Here is a 16,812-nt window from a genome sequence, read left to right as displayed (position 1 = left end):
GCCGCGCTGATCATGGTTTTAGCCGTGGCAGCCTTTTTTCAGTATTCATGGAGGTTGTATGAGTCTCAGTCCTTTCGCCGGCAAGCTGGCACCTGCGCAGTTACTGGTAGATATTCCGAGACTGGTCACCGCTTATTACACCGGCCAGCCTGATGCATCAGTGCCGACCCAGCGCGTTGCCTTCGGCACTTCCGGGCATCGCGGCACCTCGTTCGAGCTGGGCTTCAACGAATGGCACGTGCTGGCTATCAGCCAGGCCATCTGTCTGTACCGCAAGGCCAACGGCATCGACGGCCCGTTGTTTCTGGGTGCTGACACCCATGCGCTGTCCACGCCAGCCGCTGCCACCGCGCTTGAAGTGCTGGCTGCCAATGGCGTGCAGGTGATGATCTCCGAAGGTGACGAGTACACGCCAACGCCTGCGGTGTCTCACGCGATCATCTGTTACAACCGTGGCCGCACGTCCGGGCTGGCTGACGGCATCGTCATTACCCCGTCGCACAACCCGCCGCAAAGCGGTGGCTTCAAGTACAACCCGCCCAACGGCGGCCCGGCCGACAGCGATATCACCAAGTGGATCGAGAACAAGGCCAACGAACTGCTGGCCGATAAGGTCGTCGGCGTTTCGCGCATCAGCCATGAAAAAGCCTTGCGTGCCGACACCACGCACCGCCATGACTACGTCAATAGCTACGTCGCTGACCTGAAGAACGTCATCGATCTGGACGCCATCCGCGATTCAGGTTTGCGTCTGGGTGTCGATCCGCTGGGCGGGGCAGGGGTCAATTACTGGTCGGCGATCGGCGAGCATTACGGCCTGAATCTGGATGTGGTCAACAAATTTGTCGACCCCACGTTCCGTTTCATGACCGTTGACTGGGACGGCCAGATCCGTATGGATCCTTCCTCCAGCCACGCGATGCAGAGCCTGATCGGCCTCAAGGATCGTTATCAGGTGGCGTTTGCCTGTGACCCGGACCACGACCGTCACGGTATCGTCACCCCGACCGGCGGTTTGATGACGCCCAACAGCTACCTCGCCGTGTCCATCGACTATCTGTTTCAGAACCGCCCTGACTGGCGCGCTGATGCCGCGGTCGGCAAGACCGTGGTCAGCAGCGGCATGATTGACCGTGTGGCCGCACGTCTGGGCCGACGCCTGTACGAAGTACCGGTCGGCTTCAAGTACTTCGCTCAGGGGCTGTTCGAGGGTTCGCTGGGCTTCGGCGGTGAAGAAAGTGCCGGTGCTTCGTTCCTGCGTCGCGATGGTTCGGTGTGGACCACCGACAAGGACGGCCTGATTCCGGCATTGCTGGCGGCAGAAATGACCGCACGCACCGGTCGCGACCCGAGCCAGATCTACAAGACCATGATCGATGAGCTTGGCGAGCCGTTCTCGACCCGCGTCGATGCCAAGGCCAACCCGCAGCAGAAGGCGCTGCTGAGCAAGCTGTCGCCAGAGCAGGTCACGTCCACCGAATTGGCCGGCGAGCCGATCCAGCAGGTGCTCAGCAATGCGCCGGGCAATGACCAGGCGTTCGGCGGCGTGAAAGTCATGACCGAAAACGGCTGGTTTGCAGCGCGCCCGTCGGGCACTGAGGACATCTACAAGATCTACGCCGAAAGCTTTGTCAGCGAAGATCACCTCAAGCGCCTGGTGGCAGAGGCTCAGGTATTGGTGGACGGGGCGATTTCGCCGAAGTAAATGACTGTTTCATTCAATGCCCGAAAAACCTCGAACCGCAAACGGTTCGGGGTTTTTCAGCTTCTGACGTGGGGGTCAGTCGCGGTAGAAGACCTGCACCAGGTGGTAGCCGAATTTGCTTTTGATCGGGCCGTGCACCACGCGTAGCGGCTTTTTGAAGATCACCTGATCGATAGCGCCGACCATCTGGCCGGGCCGCACTTCGCCCAGATCACCGCCACGTTTGCCCGACGGGCAGCTAGAATGTTTTTTAGCCAGCACGTCGAATGCCTCACCCTTGGCGATGCGCTGCTTGAGCTGTTCGGCCTCTTCGGCGGTCTTCACCAGAATATGGCGGGCTTGGGCTTTCATGTCGCAATATCACCTGTCGCAAAAGGCTGCCATTATGCCTGTCCTTGTCTGCCGACGCCCGCACAGGTCACAAACGGCTGACAGCGTTGTCCTGCTGCACGCGTGCCTCCACTAAGGCCCATCGTTTTTCACTTCATTTTGTACGGTATTGATTATGGATTTTCCGGCGTTGTTGAAGATTCTGGCCAGTCAGGACGGATCTGACCTTTATCTTTCTACCGGAGCACCGCCGTGTGCCAAGTTCAACGGCGTGCTCAAGCCGCTGAGCAGCGAAACCCTCAAACCTGGCGAAGTGGCGGTGGTTGCCCAGGGGCTGATGGACGAGGAGCAGAAGCTCGAGTTTGTCCGGGAACTGGAGATGAACCTCGCGGTGTCATTGGCGGGCATCGGCCGGTTCCGGATCAATATCTTCATGCAGCGCAACGAAGTGTCTATTGTCGCGCGTAACATCAAGCTGGACATTCCGCGCTTTGAGGACCTTTTCCTGCCGCCGGTGTTGCTTGACGTGATCATGGAAAAACACGGTCTGGTGCTGTTTGTCGGCGCCACCGGCTCGGGTAAATCGACCTCGCTGGCGGCGCTGATTGATTACCGTAACCGCAATGCCAGCGGGCACATCATCACCATTGAGGACCCGGTCGAATTTATCCATCGGCACAAGAAATCCATCGTCAATCAGCGTGAGGTCGGCGTCGACACCCGCAGCTTTCGCGCGGCACTGAAAAACACTCTGCGTCAGGCCCCGGATGTGATTCTGATCGGCGAGATCCGCGATCGCGAAACGATGGAGCACGCGCTGGCATTTGCCGACACCGGCCACTTGGCGATTTCGACCCTGCACGCCAATAACGCCAACCAGGCGCTGGACCGAATCATCAACTTTTTCCCGGAAGAGCGGCGTGCGCAGCTGTTGCACGACCTGGGCAACAACCTCAAGGCGTTCGTGTCTCAGCGGCTGGTAAAGACGCCTGATGGAAAACGGCGCGCGGCGGTGGAAGTGATGATGGGCACGCCGACCATCCGCGACCTGATCCAGCGTAATGAGCTGACTGAACTCAAGGGCATCATGGAAAAGTCCGGCAGCCTCGGGATGCAGACGTTCGATACCGCGCTGTTCAACCTGGCCGTCGATGGCGCGATCAGCGAGGAAGAAGCGTTGAAAAATGCCGATTCGCAAAACAACGTTCGTCTGCGCCTCAAGCTGCACAGCGAGAACGGAGTGGCTAACCTGACCACGCCGCCCCCGGCACCGACCGGCAGCAGCACAGCCAGCACCGCCGAGTGGGGCCTGGTCGACGATGACGAGCCGGGGCCGCAGGCGTAAATCGGGTAACGCTGCGCTCGTCCGCGAACTGCCGGGAACCGGCAGCAAAACCAGCTGCCTCGGTGCACCAGATACAACCAGGGTGGCCGGTTTCAGGACCGCTTCGCAGCCCATCGCGGACAAGCGAAGCGTCGCCCGGTCCCAAGCCCTCAGGGCATAAGCCTCGCTGTGGGACTGATCATTCGGGGTGCGCAGCCGCCAGCAATTCCTGTGTGTACGGGTGCTGCGGCGATTCGAAAACGTCGTGGCTGGCGCCGCGTTCGACCACTTTGCCGTCCTTGACCACGATGACGTCGTGGGCCAGGGCCTGGACGACTGCCAGGTCGTGGCTGATGAACAGGTACGTCAGCCCGTGCTTCTGCTGGAGGTCGCGCAGCAGGGCAACCACCTGTTTCTGCACCGTGCGGTCCAGCGCAGACGTGGGCTCGTCGAGCAGAATAAGCGCCGGTTTCAACACCAGCGCCCGGGCAATGGCGATGCGCTGGCGTTGGCCGCCGGAGAACTCGTGCGGGTAGCGATGGCGGCACTGCGGGTCGATGCCGACCTCTTCCAGCGCCCGAATCACCTCGGCATCGCATTGTGTGGGGTTGAACTGGCTGTGTACCTCCAGCCCTTCACTAATGATCTGTGCCACTGACATGCGCGGGCTCAAACTGCCGTAAGGGTCCTGAAAGACCACTTGCATCTCTTTGCGCCACGGCCGCATCTGCTTCTGGCTGAGGCCGTCCAGTGCCTGGCCCCGAAAGCGGATGCTGCCTTGCGACTCCAGCAGACGCAGGATTGCCTGACCCAGTGTCGACTTGCCGGAACCCGACTCGCCGACGATGCCCAGCGTCTTGCCGCGCTGAATGCTCAGGCTGATGTCATCGACCGCCTTCAGGTATTCCTTGTGCCGCCGCAGAACGCCACCGGTCAGGGAGAACCAGACTTTCAGGTTATCGACCTGCAGCACCGTTTCCCGCGTATCGCGTGGCAGCGGTTCGCCCGCAGGTTCAGCATCCAGCAGCAGGCGGCTGTAGGGATGTTGGGGTGACTTGAACAGCGACTTGCAGTCGGCCTGCTCGACAATCTCGCCTGCGCGCATCACGCACACCCGCTGTGCCACGCTGTGCACCAGATTCAGGTCGTGACTGATCAGCAGCAGCGACATGTTCAGGCGCTGCTGCAGCTCTTTGAGCAGCAGGAGAATCTTGCGCTGCACGGTGACGTCCAGCGCGGTGGTCGGCTCGTCGGCTATCAACAGTTCCGGCTCACAGGCCAGAGCCATGGCAATCATCACCCGCTGACGTTGTCCGCCGGACAGCTCATGCGGATAGGCTTTGAGGCGTTTCTCCGGTTGTTGAATCCCGACCAGTTCCAGCAGCTCGATGATGCGCTTCTGCGCCTCACGGCCACTGATGCCGCGATGCAGCAGCAATGTCTCGCCGATCTGTCGGGACACGCTGTGCAACGGGTTCAGCGACGTCATCGGTTCCTGAAAGATCATCGCGATGCGGTTGCCCCGCAGCTCGCGCAAGGTGCGCTCGTCAGCGCCCACCAGCTGTTGACCACGGTAAGTGATGCTGCCGGTAGTCGCAGTGCCACTGCGGGGCAGCAGTTGCAGGATCGAGTGCGCCGTGACGGACTTGCCGGAGCCGGATTCGCCAACCAGCGCCAGACACTCGCCACGCCGAACATCCAGGCTCAGGTGGCTGACCACTTGCTGCCCGTTGAAAGCGACGCTCAGGTCGCGAATTTCGATCAGGTTTTCCGCCATGTCAGGACCTCGGGTCGAAGGCATCGCGCAGCGCCTCGCCAATGAATACCAGCAGCGTGAGGATCAGCGCGAGGGCAAAGAACGCCGTCAGGCCCAGCCAGGGCGCTTGCAGGTTTTGTTTGCCCTGAGCGATCAGCTCGCCCAGCGAGGCGCTGCCGGCAGGCATGCCAAAGCCCAGGAAATCCAGCGCGGTCAGAGTGGAAATGGCACCGGTGAGAATGAACGGCAGGTAGCTCAGCGTCGCATTCATGGCATTGGGCAGGATGTGGCGCATGATCACTTTCCTGTCTCCCAGACCAAGTGCGCGGGCTGCCTTGACGTACTCCAGGTTACGGCCGCGCAAGAACTCGGCGCGCACCACATCGACCAGGGTAAGCCAGGAAAACAGCGCCATGATGCCCAGCAACCACCAGAAATCAGGTTCTACAAAGCCCGATAGAATGATCAGCAGGTAAAGCACCGGCAAACCTGACCAGACCTCAAGCAGCCGTTGGCCGAACAGGTCCACCCAGCCCCCGTAATAGCCCTGCAGCGCGCCGGCACTGATGCCGATCAATGCGCTGACGAAGGTCAGCACCAGCGCAAACAGAATTGAGATGCGCGCACCGAAGATCACCCGCGCCAGTACATCGCGCGCCTGATCATCGGTGCCCAGCCAGTTGCTCGCCGAGGGCGGGCTGGGCGCCGGGGACGTCAGTTCGTAGTTGGGCGTAACGTCACTGAACGGGACCGGTGGAAACAGCATCCAGCCGTCGCCCTTGGTGATCAGTTGGCGCACGTAGTCGCTGCGATAATCCGGCTGGAAGGGCAGTTCGCCGCCAAATTGCTGCTCGGTGTAGCGTTTGAACATCGGAAAGTAGAGCGAGTGCTGATAACTGACCATCAGCGGTTTGTCATTGGCGATCAGTTCGCCACCCAAGGTCAGGGCGAACAGCCCGCAGAACAGCCACAACGACCACCAACCCCTGCGATTGCTGCGAAAACGTTCCAGGCGGCGACGCGCCAACGGAGAAAGGTTGCGCATCAGGCATTCCTCGCGCTGAAGTCGATTCGCGGATCAACCAGCGTGTAACAGACATCACCGATCAGTTTTATCAGCAGGCCAAACACGGTGAAGATAAACAACGAACCAAATACCACCGGGTAATCCCGCGAGACGGCCGCTTCGTAACTCATGCGCCCCAGCCCATCCAGCGAGAAAATCACCTCGATCAGCAATGAACCGGCAAAAAATACGCTGATGAACGCCTGCGGAATGCCTGAGACCACCAGCAGCATGGCGTTGCGAAACACATGCCCGTACAGCACACGTCGCTCGCTCATGCCCTTGGCGCGGGCCGTGGTCACGTACTGGCGGGTGATTTCATTGAGGAAAGAATGCTTGGTCAGCAGCGTCAGTGTGGCAAAGCCGCCGATCACCAGCGCTGAAACCGGTAGCACCAAGTGCCAGAAATAGTCGGCGACCTTGCCCAGCGTGCTCAGTTGCTCGAAGTTGTCCGACACCAGCCCGCGTACCGGAAACCAGTTCAGCGACGTGCCACCGCAGAACACCACCACTAGCAGCATGGCGAACAGAAACGCCGGCGTGGCGTAGCCGATGATGATCGCGGTGCTGCTCCAGATATCGAACTGGCTGCCATGTTTGACCGCCTTGCGAATGCCCAGCGGAATCGATACCAGGTAGGTCAACAGCGTCGCCCACAACCCCAGCGAGATGGAAACCGGCAGCTTTTGCAGAATAAGATCGGTGACCGTCGCGCCGCGAAAGAAGCTGCTGCCGAAATCCAGTCGTGCATAGCTTTTCAGCATCAGCCATAGGCGTTCATGCAGCGGTTTATCGAAGCCGTATTGACGTTCGATTTGCTTTATCAGCACCGGGTCCAGCCCTCGGGAGGCGCGAGAGTGTCCAGCGCCGGCCGATTCCGTGGCCCCCGCGCCGACGGTTGCACCGCCGATACCCTGCAGGCGCGCAATAGCTTGTTCAACAGGACCGCCCGGCGCGGCCTGGACGATGAAAAAGTTGACCAGCAGGATGCACAGCAGGGTAGGGATGATCAGCAGCAGGCGTCGCAGGATATAACCGAGCATTCAGCGCATCTCCGAAACAATGGCCGAGGCGCCGCGCTGTTCGGCGAACTGCTCGTTGGTCAGCGGCGTCGGGCTTATTTCCCACCACGTTTCAACCGCCTCGTTATTGCTGGCCTGGATTTTCGGGATGCCGAAACGGTTCCACCAGACTGTCGAAGAACCGGGCGGGTAATAGTTGGGAATCCAGTAGTAATTCCATTGCAGCACCCGGTCCAGGCAGTGTGCGTAGTCGGTCATGGTCTGCTTGTTGTCGGCCTTGACCAGCCCGGCAATCAGCGTGTCGACGGCGGGGTCCTGAAGCGCCATGTAATTGCTGGAGCCAGGGTCCATGGCCACTTTCGAGCCAAAGCTGTTGTACAACTCGGCCCCGGGCGAGGTGGACACCGGGTAGCCCGTGACAATCATGTCGTAATCGCGGGCCATGACACGGTTCAGGTATTGCGCAGAGTCGATGCGGCGAATATCGAAATGAATACCGATCTGTGCCAGCGTACGTTTGTAAGGCAGCAGCATCCGCTCGAAACCGCTCTGTGCATTGAGAAACGTGAAACTGAATGGCTCGCCCTGCGCGTTCACCAATTCATCACCTTTCGGCGTCCAGCCCGCTTCTTTCATCAGCGCCAGGGCTTGCAGTTGCTTGTCGCGGATCAAGCCGGTGCCGTCGGTCTTCGGCGTTTTGAACACCGTGTCGAACACCTCTTTGGGAACTGTGCCACGCAGTGGCTCAAGAATCTTCAGCTCGGCGGGAGTGGGCAGCTGGCTGGCGGCCAGCTCTGAGTTCGAAAAGTAGCTGTCCTGGCGAATGTACATGTTGCGCATCATCTGCCGGTTGGTCCACTCGAAATCCCAGAGCAGCGACAGCGCCTGGCGTACGCGGCGGTCCTGAAACATCGGCCGGCTCAGGTTGAATATGAAGCCTTGCGAGCTTTGCACCGCACCGGTAGCCAGTTGTGCTTTTTGCAGGCGACCGTCGCTGAGCGCGGGGCCGTCGTAGCGGATCGAATAACCGGTCGCTGAAAATTCGCGGTTGTAGTCGTAGGCGCCGCCCTTGAGAACCGTACGTGCCACGTCGATGTCGCCGAAATATTCAATGCTGAATTTATCGAAGTTATACAGGCCTTTGCTGACCGGAAGGTCTTTGCCCCACCAGTTTGGGTCGCGCTCGAAGGTGATGGTGCGGCCCGGGTCGACATGGCTGATGGTGTAAGGGCCGCTGCCCGGCGGTATTTCAAACCCCGCGCCGCTGGCAAAGTCGCGGGTTTTCCACCAGTGTTCTGGGAATACTGGCAGCGATGCGAGATCAAGGGGCAGGGTGCGGCTGTCGCTGTGTTTGAAATCGAAGCGGATCTGCGTCGGCGATTCGACTTCCAGGCCTTTGACCGCTTCAAACTGGGTGCGGTATTGCAGGTTGCCCTGGGTCATCAGCAGTTCGTAGGTGTATTTCACGTCATTGGCAGTGATGGGTGTGCCGTCCGCGAAACGTGCCTTCGGGTTCAGGTAAAAGCGCAGTGAAAGGCCGTCCGCGCCACGCTCCATCTTCTCGGCGATCAGCCCGTAAACCGTATAGGGCTCATCCATCGAGCGTGTGGCCAGCGGCGCATAGAGCATGCCGTTGATTTGTGAAACACCCATGCCCTTGTCGATAAACGGCATCAGGTGATCAAACTGGCCGATTTCAATGGCCGAACGACGCAGGCTGCCACCCTTGGGGGCGTCGGGGTTCACGTAGTCGAAATGCCTGAAATCGGCGGGATAGCGCGGGGCCTCGCCATAAACGGTCAATGCGTGTTGCGGTGCCGCAGACAGGGTTTGAACAGTGCCGACCAGGGTCAGCGTCAAGGCGAGCAATGATGAACAGACAAAACGCATGACTCGAATCCTGACTGACGTCCGCAAGCGAATGTCAGGGTTAAAGGCGACTGGCGATAATAAAGGTATGACGAAATTCCCGGCAGAAATCATGTATCTGCGTCGCGGTATCTTCTACAGACAAATGACCGCTTCGCCAAGCCGCTGCGAGCACGCAGGTGCATCAATGGCCGCACACAAAAACGGCCCATCCGAAGATGAGCCGTCTGGTGATCAGCGCAGCAGGATCAATCCTGGCGGCTGGTCACTTCCAGCAGGTGATAGCCGAACTGAGTCTTTACCGGACCCTGAACGGTGTTGACTGGCGCGCTGAACACGACAGTGTCGAATTCCTTAACCATCTGGCCTGGACCGAACGAACCCAGATCACCGCCCTGACGGCTGGACGGGCAGCTGGAATTGGCCTTGGCGACTTCAGCGAAATCAGCGCCGCCTTCGATCTGAGTCTTGAGTTCGTCGCATTTCTCTTCGCTCGAAACAAGGATGTGGCGGGCAGTTGCTTTAGGCATGGGAAACAATCTCCGGTGAAAAAAAGAAATAGCGTACCGGATTCAGTACGGTATTTCCCGACAAAGTTCCTTCGCCTTGTTTATCTGTAACGCAAGCGGTCGACCGCTTCACGCAACAACTGCTCGGTCGCGGTCCAGCCCAGGCAGCCGTCGGTAACCGACACCCCGTACTGCAGCGTTTCGCCCAGCGCCTGGCAGCCATCGTGTAGATGGCTCTCGATCATCATGCCAATCAGTGACGGGTTGCCGGACAAGCGCTGTTCAAGCACATCGTTGAACACGTGAGGCTGACGCGCCGGGTCCTTGCCGCTGTTGGCGTGGCTGCAATCGACCATGATTCGCGACGCTATGGCGTTATTGCTCAGGCCGGCCTGCACCTGAGCAACGCTCTGGCGATCGTAGTTGGGGCCGCTGTGTCCGCCGCGAAGCACGATGTGCGTGTCCGGATTGCCCTGCGTCTCGATGATCGCCGGGTGACCGTGAGCGTCCATGCCGAAATGACGATGCGGGTGCGCCGCTGAGCGCATTGCGTCGCTGGCCACCGCTACGCCGCCATCCGTGCCGTTCTTGAAGCCAACCGCCATGGGCAGCCCGCTGGCCATTTCCCGGTGGATCTGCGATTCGGTGGTGCGAGCGCCAATGGCGACCCAGCTGAGCAGGTCGTCGAAGTAGCCGGCAGCCATGGGCTGCAGTATTTCGGTGGCGATCGGCAGGCCCATGCCCAGCATGTCACGCATCAACTGCCGCGACAGCGTCAAGCCGCCGGCCATGTCGTCACTGCCATCCAGGTCGGGGTCGTACGCCAGGCCTTTCCAGCCTACGGTGGTGCGCGGTTTTTCGACGTAGGCACGCATCACCAGCAGCATCTGATCGCTGACTTCTGCGGCCAGGCTGGCGAGTCGCTCGGCATATTCCAGCGCGGATTGCGGATCATGGATCGAGCAGGGGCCCACGATGACCAGCAGTCGTGAGTCTTCGCCATTGAGAATGGCGCGCACGGCGCGGCGATGGGCTGCAACCTGTTCGGTCAGCGTGGCATTGAGTGGCAGGCGCATTTTAAGCTCAAGCGTGCTGGGCAGGCGTTTCGAGGCGGGGTTGTTGTCCGCCAATGTGACGGCATGGCTGGACAGGTCGGACGATTTTACGGCAACGGGCGAATTCATGTTCTGGCTTCCTGGGCTGGCGGAGATAGTCCGCGCAGACCCTACTGGGGTGTTCGACAAGGGGCCGTATGGGCCGGACATTCAGAGTTGCCACCTGGCAGTGACCGAACGGAGGCGGCAGGCTGTCCCGAACGGAGGTGGCTAAATCGCCAGGTCAAGTGAGTGTCGTTGCGGTAATAAGTGGCGTGGTTCATGTCGTAATCCTCGGTGTGCAGCGTGATTTTTATGAAGCGTCGAAAAAATACAGGGCCCTGAAAAAACAAAACCCCCGGTCGGGTAGCCGACCGGGGGTAGAGAATTCTCTGGTTGGCGTCCCCTTGAAGTGGGCGCCGGATGGGTATCAGGCGCGCCAGTGGCTAAACCAATACCCATAATAAGTGTTGAGCTGCGGACGTGTGCTCACCGATGCGATCCGCACAGCCGCAGCGCGCTCCAGGCGAGGAACGCCGGCAAGAGCTTGAAGCACTGGGTGGATGGATTGCAGCATGGCGTGTCTCCGTAGAATGGCTGGCAGCTTACTTCAGGAAAGGACGTGCGTTCAATTGGAAAATTCAATCACAGGGATTATCAAACGTTGCGATTGAGCGGGGCTCATTGAGTGGCCAGACGTGTAACCGCCCAACGGCTGATGACAGTCGGTGCCGAAGCAGGCTACCTTGCAAGTTGAACAACCGCTGCATGCGGGTGCATCAGTCTTCACCTCACGCAGTCTGGTCTTCACTCTCCACTTCCTCTTGCAGGGTTTCCGTCGTCGGGATCGTCCCGATCTTCATGCCCAGCAGCACAGCTACCTTATGTGCTTCGCCACGTCTTCCTTTCTTGCGCCCTGCCAGCACTTGGTAGGTTGTAGCCGGATCAATGCTGTTTTCACGAGCAAATTCCTGAACGGATTTTCCCTGTTGATCCAGCCAGGCCTTGGCTTGTGCAGCAGTGCGTATTCCGGGCATAGTTCAAAACCGTTCAAGTAGATTCAATTTTGCGGGATTCTAGCATTCGTTAGGACAGTTTCAACAAGGTTATACATTCAAATGAATGGAATTGGTTGCCGGCTACGAGAAGAACGAGAACGTCTGGGCATGTCCCAGCGAACTTTCGGTGAAATAGGAGGCGTCGAAGCTAACGCTCAGGGAAAGTATGAAAATGGTGACCGTGCCCCCAAGGCCGATTATCTGGCTGCTGTCGCGGCCAAGGGTGTGGATGTGCTGTACGTGCTGACCGGCAAACGCACACCGGTGCCGATCGACAATCTCAGCGTCATCGAGGAAACGATTCTGGGCAACTACCGGGTATTGGAGAAGGAAGATCAGGACGCTATCAGGCGCTTGACCACTACTATCGCCGAACTTTCTGCACCCTTTGTCGGTGTGGAAAAGCTTCCTTCGGGTCACTGACTCCGGGAGCAGGTAGAGGCTGTCTTTCGCTGTAGCGAGGTTTTTCCGGCTGTTTTGAAACGCGCTCTGTCATGTTGTCGGGCGTCTGACTTCGCAGTGCTAGGTCTCACTCACCGTTTTTGTTATGGTGACTGGCATTCGTTATGACCGTTGCGCGAGGTGTCTGCTTGATTAAGGTGCTAGTTGTCGATGACCATGACCTTGTTCGGACAGGCATCACACGCATGCTGGCCGACATTGAAGGTCTACAGGTTGTCGGGCAGGCCGATTCCGGTGAGGAATCGCTGAAGAAAGCGCGGGAGCTCAAGCCCGATGTGGTGCTCATGGATGTCAAGATGCCCGGCATTGGCGGTCTGGAGGCAACCCGCAAGATGTTGCGTAGCCATCCTGATATCAAGGTCGTGGCAGTCACTGCCTGTGAAGAAGACCCGTTCCCGACCCGCTTGTTGCAAGCCGGTGCCGCGGGTTACATGACCAAGGGCGCTGGGCTTGCCGAGATGGTTCAGGCCATTCGCCTGGTGTTCGCCGGTCAGCGCTACATCAGCCCGCAGATTGCCCAGCAACTTGCGTTGAAATCGTTTCAGCCGCAGGTCAACAACTCGCCGTTCGATCTGCTGTCCGAACGTGAAATCCAGATTGCCCTGATGATTGTCGGCTGCCAGAAAGTCCAGACCATCTCGGACAAGCTGTGCCTGTCACCGAAAACCGTCAATACCTACCGCTACCGTATCTTTGAAAAGCTTTCGATCAGCAGTGATGTTGAACTGGCTTTGCTCGCTGTACGTCACGGCATGGTTGATGCCAGCGCCTGAACATGACCCAGACATTCGATCCAAGTGCATTTCTCGCGACCTGTAGCGGTCGCCCTGGCGTTTATCGCATGTTCGATGCCGACGCCACGCTGCTGTACGTCGGCAAGGCCAAGAACCTCAAGAAACGTCTTGCCAGCTACTTTCGCAAGACCGGGCACGCACCCAAGACCGGCGCACTGGTTGCGCGCATCGCCCAGATTGAAACGACGATCACCAACAACGAAACCGAAGCGCTGTTGCTGGAACAGACCCTCATCAAAGAGTGGCGGCCTCCGTACAACATCCTGTTGCGTGATGATAAGTCCTACCCGTATGTATTCCTGTCCGACGGTACCTACCCACGGCTGAGCATTCATCGAGGTGCAAAGAAGGCCAAGGGTCGATATTTCGGGCCGTATCCCAGCGCCGGTGCCATTCGTGAAAGCCTGAGCCTGCTGCAAAAGACCTTTCAGGTGCGCCAGTGCGAAGACAGCTTTTTCAAGAACCGCAACCGGCCTTGTCTGCAATATCAGATCAAACGCTGCAAGGGGCCGTGCGTCGGTCTTGTGGAGCCTGAGGTGTACGCCGAAGACGTGCGTCACTCGGTGATGTTTCTCGAAGGGCGCAGTAATGCATTGAGCGATGAGCTGAACGCCTCGATGGAAAAAGCCGCGATGGCGCTGGATTTCGAGCGCGCGGCCGAGTTGCGTGATCAGGTGGCGCTGCTGCGGCGCGTTCAGGACCAGCAAAGCATGGACGGCGGCACAGGCGATGTGGACGTGGTTGCCGCGTTCGTCAATCCGGGCGGCGCTTGTGTGCACCTGATCAGCGTGCGGGGCGGCCGGGTGCTGGGCAGCAAGAACTTCTTCCCGCAGGTCGGTATAGAAGAGGAGGTCGGTGAAGTGATGTCGGCCTTCCTGGCGCAGTATTTTTTGGGCGGTGTTGACCGCGAGTTGCCCAGTGAAGTCATCGTCAACGTCGTCAACGAAGACTTCCCGGCACTGATCGATGCCATCGAAGAATCGCGTGGCCGGGAAATGACCATCAGCCACCGGGTGCGCGGCACTCGGGCGCGCTGGCAGCAACTGGCGGTCACCAATGCCGAGCAGGCGCTGGCAGCGCGGCTGGCCAACCGTCAGCACGTCGCGTCGCGATTTGAAGCGTTGGCAGTTGTCCTCAATCTCGACGAGCCGCCGATGCGTCTCGAATGCTATGACATCAGTCACTCCAGTGGTGAGGCGACCGTGGCGTCGTGTGTCGTGTTCGGGCCTGAGGGTCCGATCAAGTCCGATTATCGCCGCTTCAACATCGAAGGCGTGACCGCCGGTGACGACTACGCCGCCATGCACCAGGCCCTGACCCGGCGCTACAGTCGCATCAAGGCCGGGGAGGGCAAGCTGCCCGATGTGCTGCTGGTGGACGGCGGCAAGGGGCAAATGTCCATGGCTCGCGATGTGCTCAACGAATTGCAGGTGCCGGACCTGATCCTGCTCGGCGTTGCCAAGGGCACCACGCGCAAGGCCGGTTTCGAGACGCTGTACCTCAATGACGCCGCTCATGAGTTCACGCTGCCTGGTGACTCACCGGCGCTGCACCTTATTCAGCAGATACGCGATGAGGCGCACCGCTTCGCAATTACCGGCCACCGCGCGCGCCGTGGCAAGACCCGACGCACATCGACGCTCGAAGGTATTGCAGGCGTCGGGCCGACCCGGCGGCGTGATCTGCTCAAACATTTCGGTGGATTACAGGAGTTGTCCCGTGCCAGCATCGATGAAATAGCAAAAGCACCCGGAATCAGTAAAAAGCTGGCAGAGTCGATTTATGCAAACCTGCACAGCGAGTAGAATGCTCACTCACCTCGTAGCCAGTTGTGCCGATGAATATCCCTAATCTGATCACCGTACTACGCGTTTTACTGATTCCGATCTTCATTTTGCTGTTCTATATGCCTTATCACTGGAGCTACATGGCAGCCAGTGCAGTCTTTGCGTTCGCTGCGGCGACCGACTGGCTCGACGGGTATTTGGCTCGCCGTCTTGAGCAAAGCACGCCATTCGGTGCGTTTCTTGATCCGGTAGCAGACAAACTGATGGTGGCCGTGGCCCTGGTGCTGCTGGTTCAGGCGCACGCCAACCTGTGGCTGACCCTGCCGGCAGCGGTGATCATCGGCCGTGAAATCGTGATTTCCGCGCTCCGCGAATGGATGGCGGAAATAGGCGCGCGTGCACAAGTCGCCGTTTCCAACATGGGCAAATGGAAAACCGCCGCGCAAATGCTGGCGCTGGTCATTCTGCTCGGCAACCCGCCGGCAGTCACCTTCTGGGTGATTTTCGGTTACGCATTGCTGCTCGTCGCAGCGGGGCTGACCCTGTGGTCGATGGTGCAATACCTCAGAGCCGCATGGCCGCATCTCAAGACCACAGCAGAAAAAAAATAAGTTTTTGAATCAAGGGCTTGACGCAGCTTTCTGAAACGCTAGAATAGTGCCCATCATCAAGACAATGCGGGAATAGCTCAGTTGGTAGAGCACGACCTTGCCAAGGTCGGGGTCGCGAGTTCGAGTCTCGTTTCCCGCTCCAGATATTTTCAACGCGCTTCAATTGAAGTGTGTGGAAACCAGAAAAAGAGGCTTATGCCTCTTTTTTTTCGTCCTGATAAAAGCTGCTCATGACCATGAGTAACCGCGAGCTTCAGTGCGTTATTCGATGTCTGTTAAATCAGTGTCTCGATGTACTTGCCTCTCTCCAGGCCTGTGAACGGCTCTCTATCCCTTCAGCACCAGAGACATGTCAGGGTTACTGGCGCAGATGAAATCGACGAAGGCGCGAACCTTGGGTGAGACAAGGCGCCTGGACGTATGCAGCACCCAGAGTTCGGGTTCTGCACCCGATACCGTGCCCCATTGGACCAGCTGTCCGCTGGCGAGCTGGCTCCATGCGATGGACTGTGGAATGAGCGCAGCACCGCCTCCGGCGACAGCCGCATCGCGGACCATCATCAGCGACGAGAACCACAGTTTCGGAATCGGTTTCAGAACCAGATGTCCGTTATCGAGTTTCCAGTGGGTGGGCTGGAAGCTCGACGTCACAATGGCAGGCGTCTGTCTGATGGCGCCTGGCATTGGCCTGGGCAGTTCCGGTGCCGCCACGACTACCAGTCGGTCCCTGGCGAAGCATCGGCCCACCAGACGGCTGTCCGGGTCAGGATTGATGCGGATAGCGACGTCGAACTGCTCCTCGACGAGGTCGACCAGGCGGTCCTCCGCCGTGACTTCAATGATCACCTCCGGGTAGGCGGCATAAAACCCGGCGCCGATGCGACCCATCGCAAGTTGAGAGAACAGAACGGGGGAGGCGACACGCAAGCGCCCGCGCGGCGTCGCAACGCCATCACGGGTCGCCGTCATGGCTTCTGCCACCTCACCCAGCGGCCCCTCTGTTCGTGCCATCAACATTTCACCGGCTTCGGTGAGTTTCAGGCCGCGAGCGCTGCGCTCGATCAGCCTGACGCCCAGTTGTTCCTCAAGGTCCGCGATTCGGCGCGATAGGGTTGCCTTGGATATGCCGCTCGCACGGCTCGCTTTTCCGAGCCCTTCGTTGTTGGCCACAAGCATGAAATCGATTAGCGCATTGAGGTTCATGGTGTTCCATTTTTGAAACGAAGTGTCTGCACTTTGGCGTCTCTGCTTAATTTGCGCAACAGGTTATCTTCTCGTCATCGGATCTCAGCATGAGGCATTGCGATGAACACTCTGCAAAACACGCGGTGCTCGTCCATGCCTGAGTTCCGGATAGGCGAGGTCGCTGGCTTCTCAGGCATCCCAAGGCGATTGAACGTAATCGCACCGTTTCGGGAGCCGGCA

Annotated in this window: 15 protein-coding genes and 1 tRNA gene; 7 read left to right on the top strand and 9 right to left on the bottom strand. The window is 59.0% G+C overall.

The window, feature by feature from the left end:
- Positions 1–58 precede the first annotated feature (58 nt).
- Positions 59–1,705, top strand: coding sequence for a phosphoglucomutase (alpha-D-glucose-1,6-bisphosphate-dependent) (gene pgm / locus PSPTO_RS15710; RefSeq protein WP_011104341.1), 1,647 nt, complete (start codon positions 59–61; stop codon positions 1,703–1,705).
- A 75-nt stretch (positions 1,706–1,780) separates the two neighbouring features.
- On the opposite strand, the gene PSPTO_RS15705 is transcribed toward pgm, so the two are convergent.
- Positions 1,781–2,056, bottom strand: coding sequence for a peptidylprolyl isomerase (locus PSPTO_RS15705; RefSeq protein ID WP_003373489.1), 276 nt, complete (start codon positions 2,054–2,056; stop codon positions 1,781–1,783).
- Between the two features lie 154 nt (positions 2,057–2,210).
- Here PSPTO_RS15705 and PSPTO_RS15700 point away from each other — a divergent pair, with 154 nt between their 5' ends.
- Entirely contained in the window at positions 2,211–3,380 is a 1,170-nt protein-coding gene (locus PSPTO_RS15700) for a PilT/PilU family type 4a pilus ATPase (protein WP_044389985.1), read from the top strand.
- Positions 3,381–3,558: 178 nt separating this feature from the next.
- Here PSPTO_RS15700 and PSPTO_RS15695 read toward each other — a convergent pair whose 3' ends face one another.
- The 7 genes from PSPTO_RS15695 to PSPTO_RS15665 form a co-directional block, all read right to left on the bottom strand.
- Positions 3,559–5,136 carry an ABC transporter ATP-binding protein gene (locus PSPTO_RS15695; protein WP_011104339.1) on the bottom strand — a complete coding sequence of 526 codons (1,578 nt, stop codon included), beginning with the start codon at positions 5,134–5,136 and terminating at the stop codon, positions 3,559–3,561.
- Between the two features lies 1 nt (position 5,137).
- Complete coding sequence (locus PSPTO_RS15690; RefSeq protein ID WP_005764441.1) at positions 5,138–6,160, bottom strand: ABC transporter permease; 1,023 nt, start codon at positions 6,158–6,160, stop codon at positions 5,138–5,140.
- Positions 6,160–7,224 carry a microcin C ABC transporter permease YejB gene (locus tag PSPTO_RS15685; RefSeq protein WP_011104338.1) on the bottom strand — a complete coding sequence of 355 codons (1,065 nt, stop codon included), beginning with the start codon at positions 7,222–7,224 and terminating at the stop codon, positions 6,160–6,162. The genes PSPTO_RS15690 and PSPTO_RS15685 overlap by 1 nt, the downstream gene beginning before the upstream one ends.
- A complete protein-coding gene (locus PSPTO_RS15680; protein ID WP_011104337.1) occupies positions 7,225–9,093 on the bottom strand; it encodes an extracellular solute-binding protein in 1,869 nt (622 codons plus the stop codon).
- A gap of 227 nt (positions 9,094–9,320) precedes the next feature.
- The gene (locus PSPTO_RS15675) at positions 9,321–9,611 is read right to left on the bottom strand and encodes a peptidylprolyl isomerase (protein WP_264370961.1); all 291 of its coding nucleotides are present in this window, start codon (positions 9,609–9,611) and stop codon (positions 9,321–9,323) included.
- 71 nt (positions 9,612–9,682) lie between these two features.
- On the bottom strand, positions 9,683–10,765 hold the full coding sequence (locus tag PSPTO_RS15670) for a 3-deoxy-7-phosphoheptulonate synthase (RefSeq protein ID WP_011104335.1): 1,083 nt from the start codon (positions 10,763–10,765) through the stop codon (positions 9,683–9,685).
- Positions 10,766–11,466: 701 nt separating this feature from the next.
- Positions 11,467–11,712: a DNA-binding protein gene (locus tag PSPTO_RS15665; RefSeq protein WP_005764430.1), complete on the bottom strand. Its 246-nt coding sequence runs from the start codon at positions 11,710–11,712 to the stop codon at positions 11,467–11,469.
- Between the two features lie 81 nt (positions 11,713–11,793).
- Here PSPTO_RS15665 and PSPTO_RS15660 point away from each other — a divergent pair, with 81 nt between their 5' ends.
- From PSPTO_RS15660 to PSPTO_RS15640, 5 genes are all read left to right on the top strand, one after another.
- A complete protein-coding gene (locus tag PSPTO_RS15660) occupies positions 11,794–12,156 on the top strand; it encodes a helix-turn-helix domain-containing protein (protein WP_007246451.1) in 363 nt (120 codons plus the stop codon).
- 167 nt (positions 12,157–12,323) lie between these two features.
- Positions 12,324–12,968 carry a response regulator transcription factor GacA gene (gene uvrY / locus PSPTO_RS15655; RefSeq protein ID WP_005737926.1) on the top strand — a complete coding sequence of 215 codons (645 nt, stop codon included), beginning with the start codon at positions 12,324–12,326 and terminating at the stop codon, positions 12,966–12,968.
- Positions 12,969–12,970: 2 nt separating this feature from the next.
- Entirely contained in the window at positions 12,971–14,794 is a 1,824-nt protein-coding gene (gene uvrC / locus PSPTO_RS15650; RefSeq protein ID WP_005764425.1) for an excinuclease ABC subunit UvrC, read from the top strand.
- A 32-nt stretch (positions 14,795–14,826) separates the two neighbouring features.
- Complete coding sequence (gene pgsA, locus PSPTO_RS15645; RefSeq protein WP_005737927.1) at positions 14,827–15,387, top strand: CDP-diacylglycerol--glycerol-3-phosphate 3-phosphatidyltransferase; 561 nt, start codon at positions 14,827–14,829, stop codon at positions 15,385–15,387.
- Between the two features lie 66 nt (positions 15,388–15,453).
- A tRNA-Gly gene (locus tag PSPTO_RS15640) sits at positions 15,454–15,529 on the top strand.
- Positions 15,530–15,714: 185 nt separating this feature from the next.
- On the opposite strand, the gene PSPTO_RS15635 is transcribed toward PSPTO_RS15640, so the two are convergent.
- Entirely contained in the window at positions 15,715–16,590 is an 876-nt protein-coding gene (locus PSPTO_RS15635) for a LysR family transcriptional regulator (RefSeq protein ID WP_005764422.1), read from the bottom strand.
- Between the last annotated feature and the right edge of the window lie 222 nt (positions 16,591–16,812).

It is taken from the genome of Pseudomonas syringae pv. tomato str. DC3000 (assembly GCF_000007805.1).
GTDB lineage: Bacteria > Pseudomonadota > Gammaproteobacteria > Pseudomonadales > Pseudomonadaceae > Aquipseudomonas > Aquipseudomonas avellanae.
This window is presented reverse-complemented; position numbering and strand designations above follow the sequence as displayed.

Excerpts from the sequence above, each read along its gene's own strand:
- pgm (WP_011104341.1), top strand. The coding sequence starts at position 59 with ATGAGTCTCAGTCCTTTCGCCGGCAAGCTGGCACCTGCGCAGTTACTG.
- PSPTO_RS15705 (WP_003373489.1), bottom strand. The coding sequence starts at position 2,056 with ATGAAAGCCCAAGCCCGCCATATTCTGGTGAAGACCGCCGAAGAGGCC.
- PSPTO_RS15700 (WP_044389985.1), top strand. The coding sequence starts at position 2,211 with ATGGATTTTCCGGCGTTGTTGAAGATTCTGGCCAGTCAGGACGGATCT.
- PSPTO_RS15695 (WP_011104339.1), bottom strand. The coding sequence starts at position 5,136 with ATGGCGGAAAACCTGATCGAAATTCGCGACCTGAGCGTCGCTTTCAAC.
- PSPTO_RS15690 (WP_005764441.1), bottom strand. The coding sequence starts at position 6,160 with ATGCGCAACCTTTCTCCGTTGGCGCGTCGCCGCCTGGAACGTTTTCGC.
- PSPTO_RS15685 (WP_011104338.1), bottom strand. The coding sequence starts at position 7,224 with ATGCTCGGTTATATCCTGCGACGCCTGCTGCTGATCATCCCTACCCTG.
- PSPTO_RS15680 (WP_011104337.1), bottom strand. The coding sequence starts at position 9,093 with ATGCGTTTTGTCTGTTCATCATTGCTCGCCTTGACGCTGACCCTGGTC.
- PSPTO_RS15670 (WP_011104335.1), bottom strand. The coding sequence starts at position 10,765 with ATGAATTCGCCCGTTGCCGTAAAATCGTCCGACCTGTCCAGCCATGCC.
- PSPTO_RS15665 (WP_005764430.1), bottom strand. The coding sequence starts at position 11,712 with ATGCCCGGAATACGCACTGCTGCACAAGCCAAGGCCTGGCTGGATCAA.
- PSPTO_RS15660 (WP_007246451.1), top strand. The coding sequence starts at position 11,794 with ATGAATGGAATTGGTTGCCGGCTACGAGAAGAACGAGAACGTCTGGGC.
- uvrC (WP_005764425.1), top strand. The coding sequence starts at position 12,971 with ATGACCCAGACATTCGATCCAAGTGCATTTCTCGCGACCTGTAGCGGT.
- pgsA (WP_005737927.1), top strand. The coding sequence starts at position 14,827 with ATGAATATCCCTAATCTGATCACCGTACTACGCGTTTTACTGATTCCG.
- PSPTO_RS15635 (WP_005764422.1), bottom strand. The coding sequence starts at position 16,590 with ATGAACCTCAATGCGCTAATCGATTTCATGCTTGTGGCCAACAACGAA.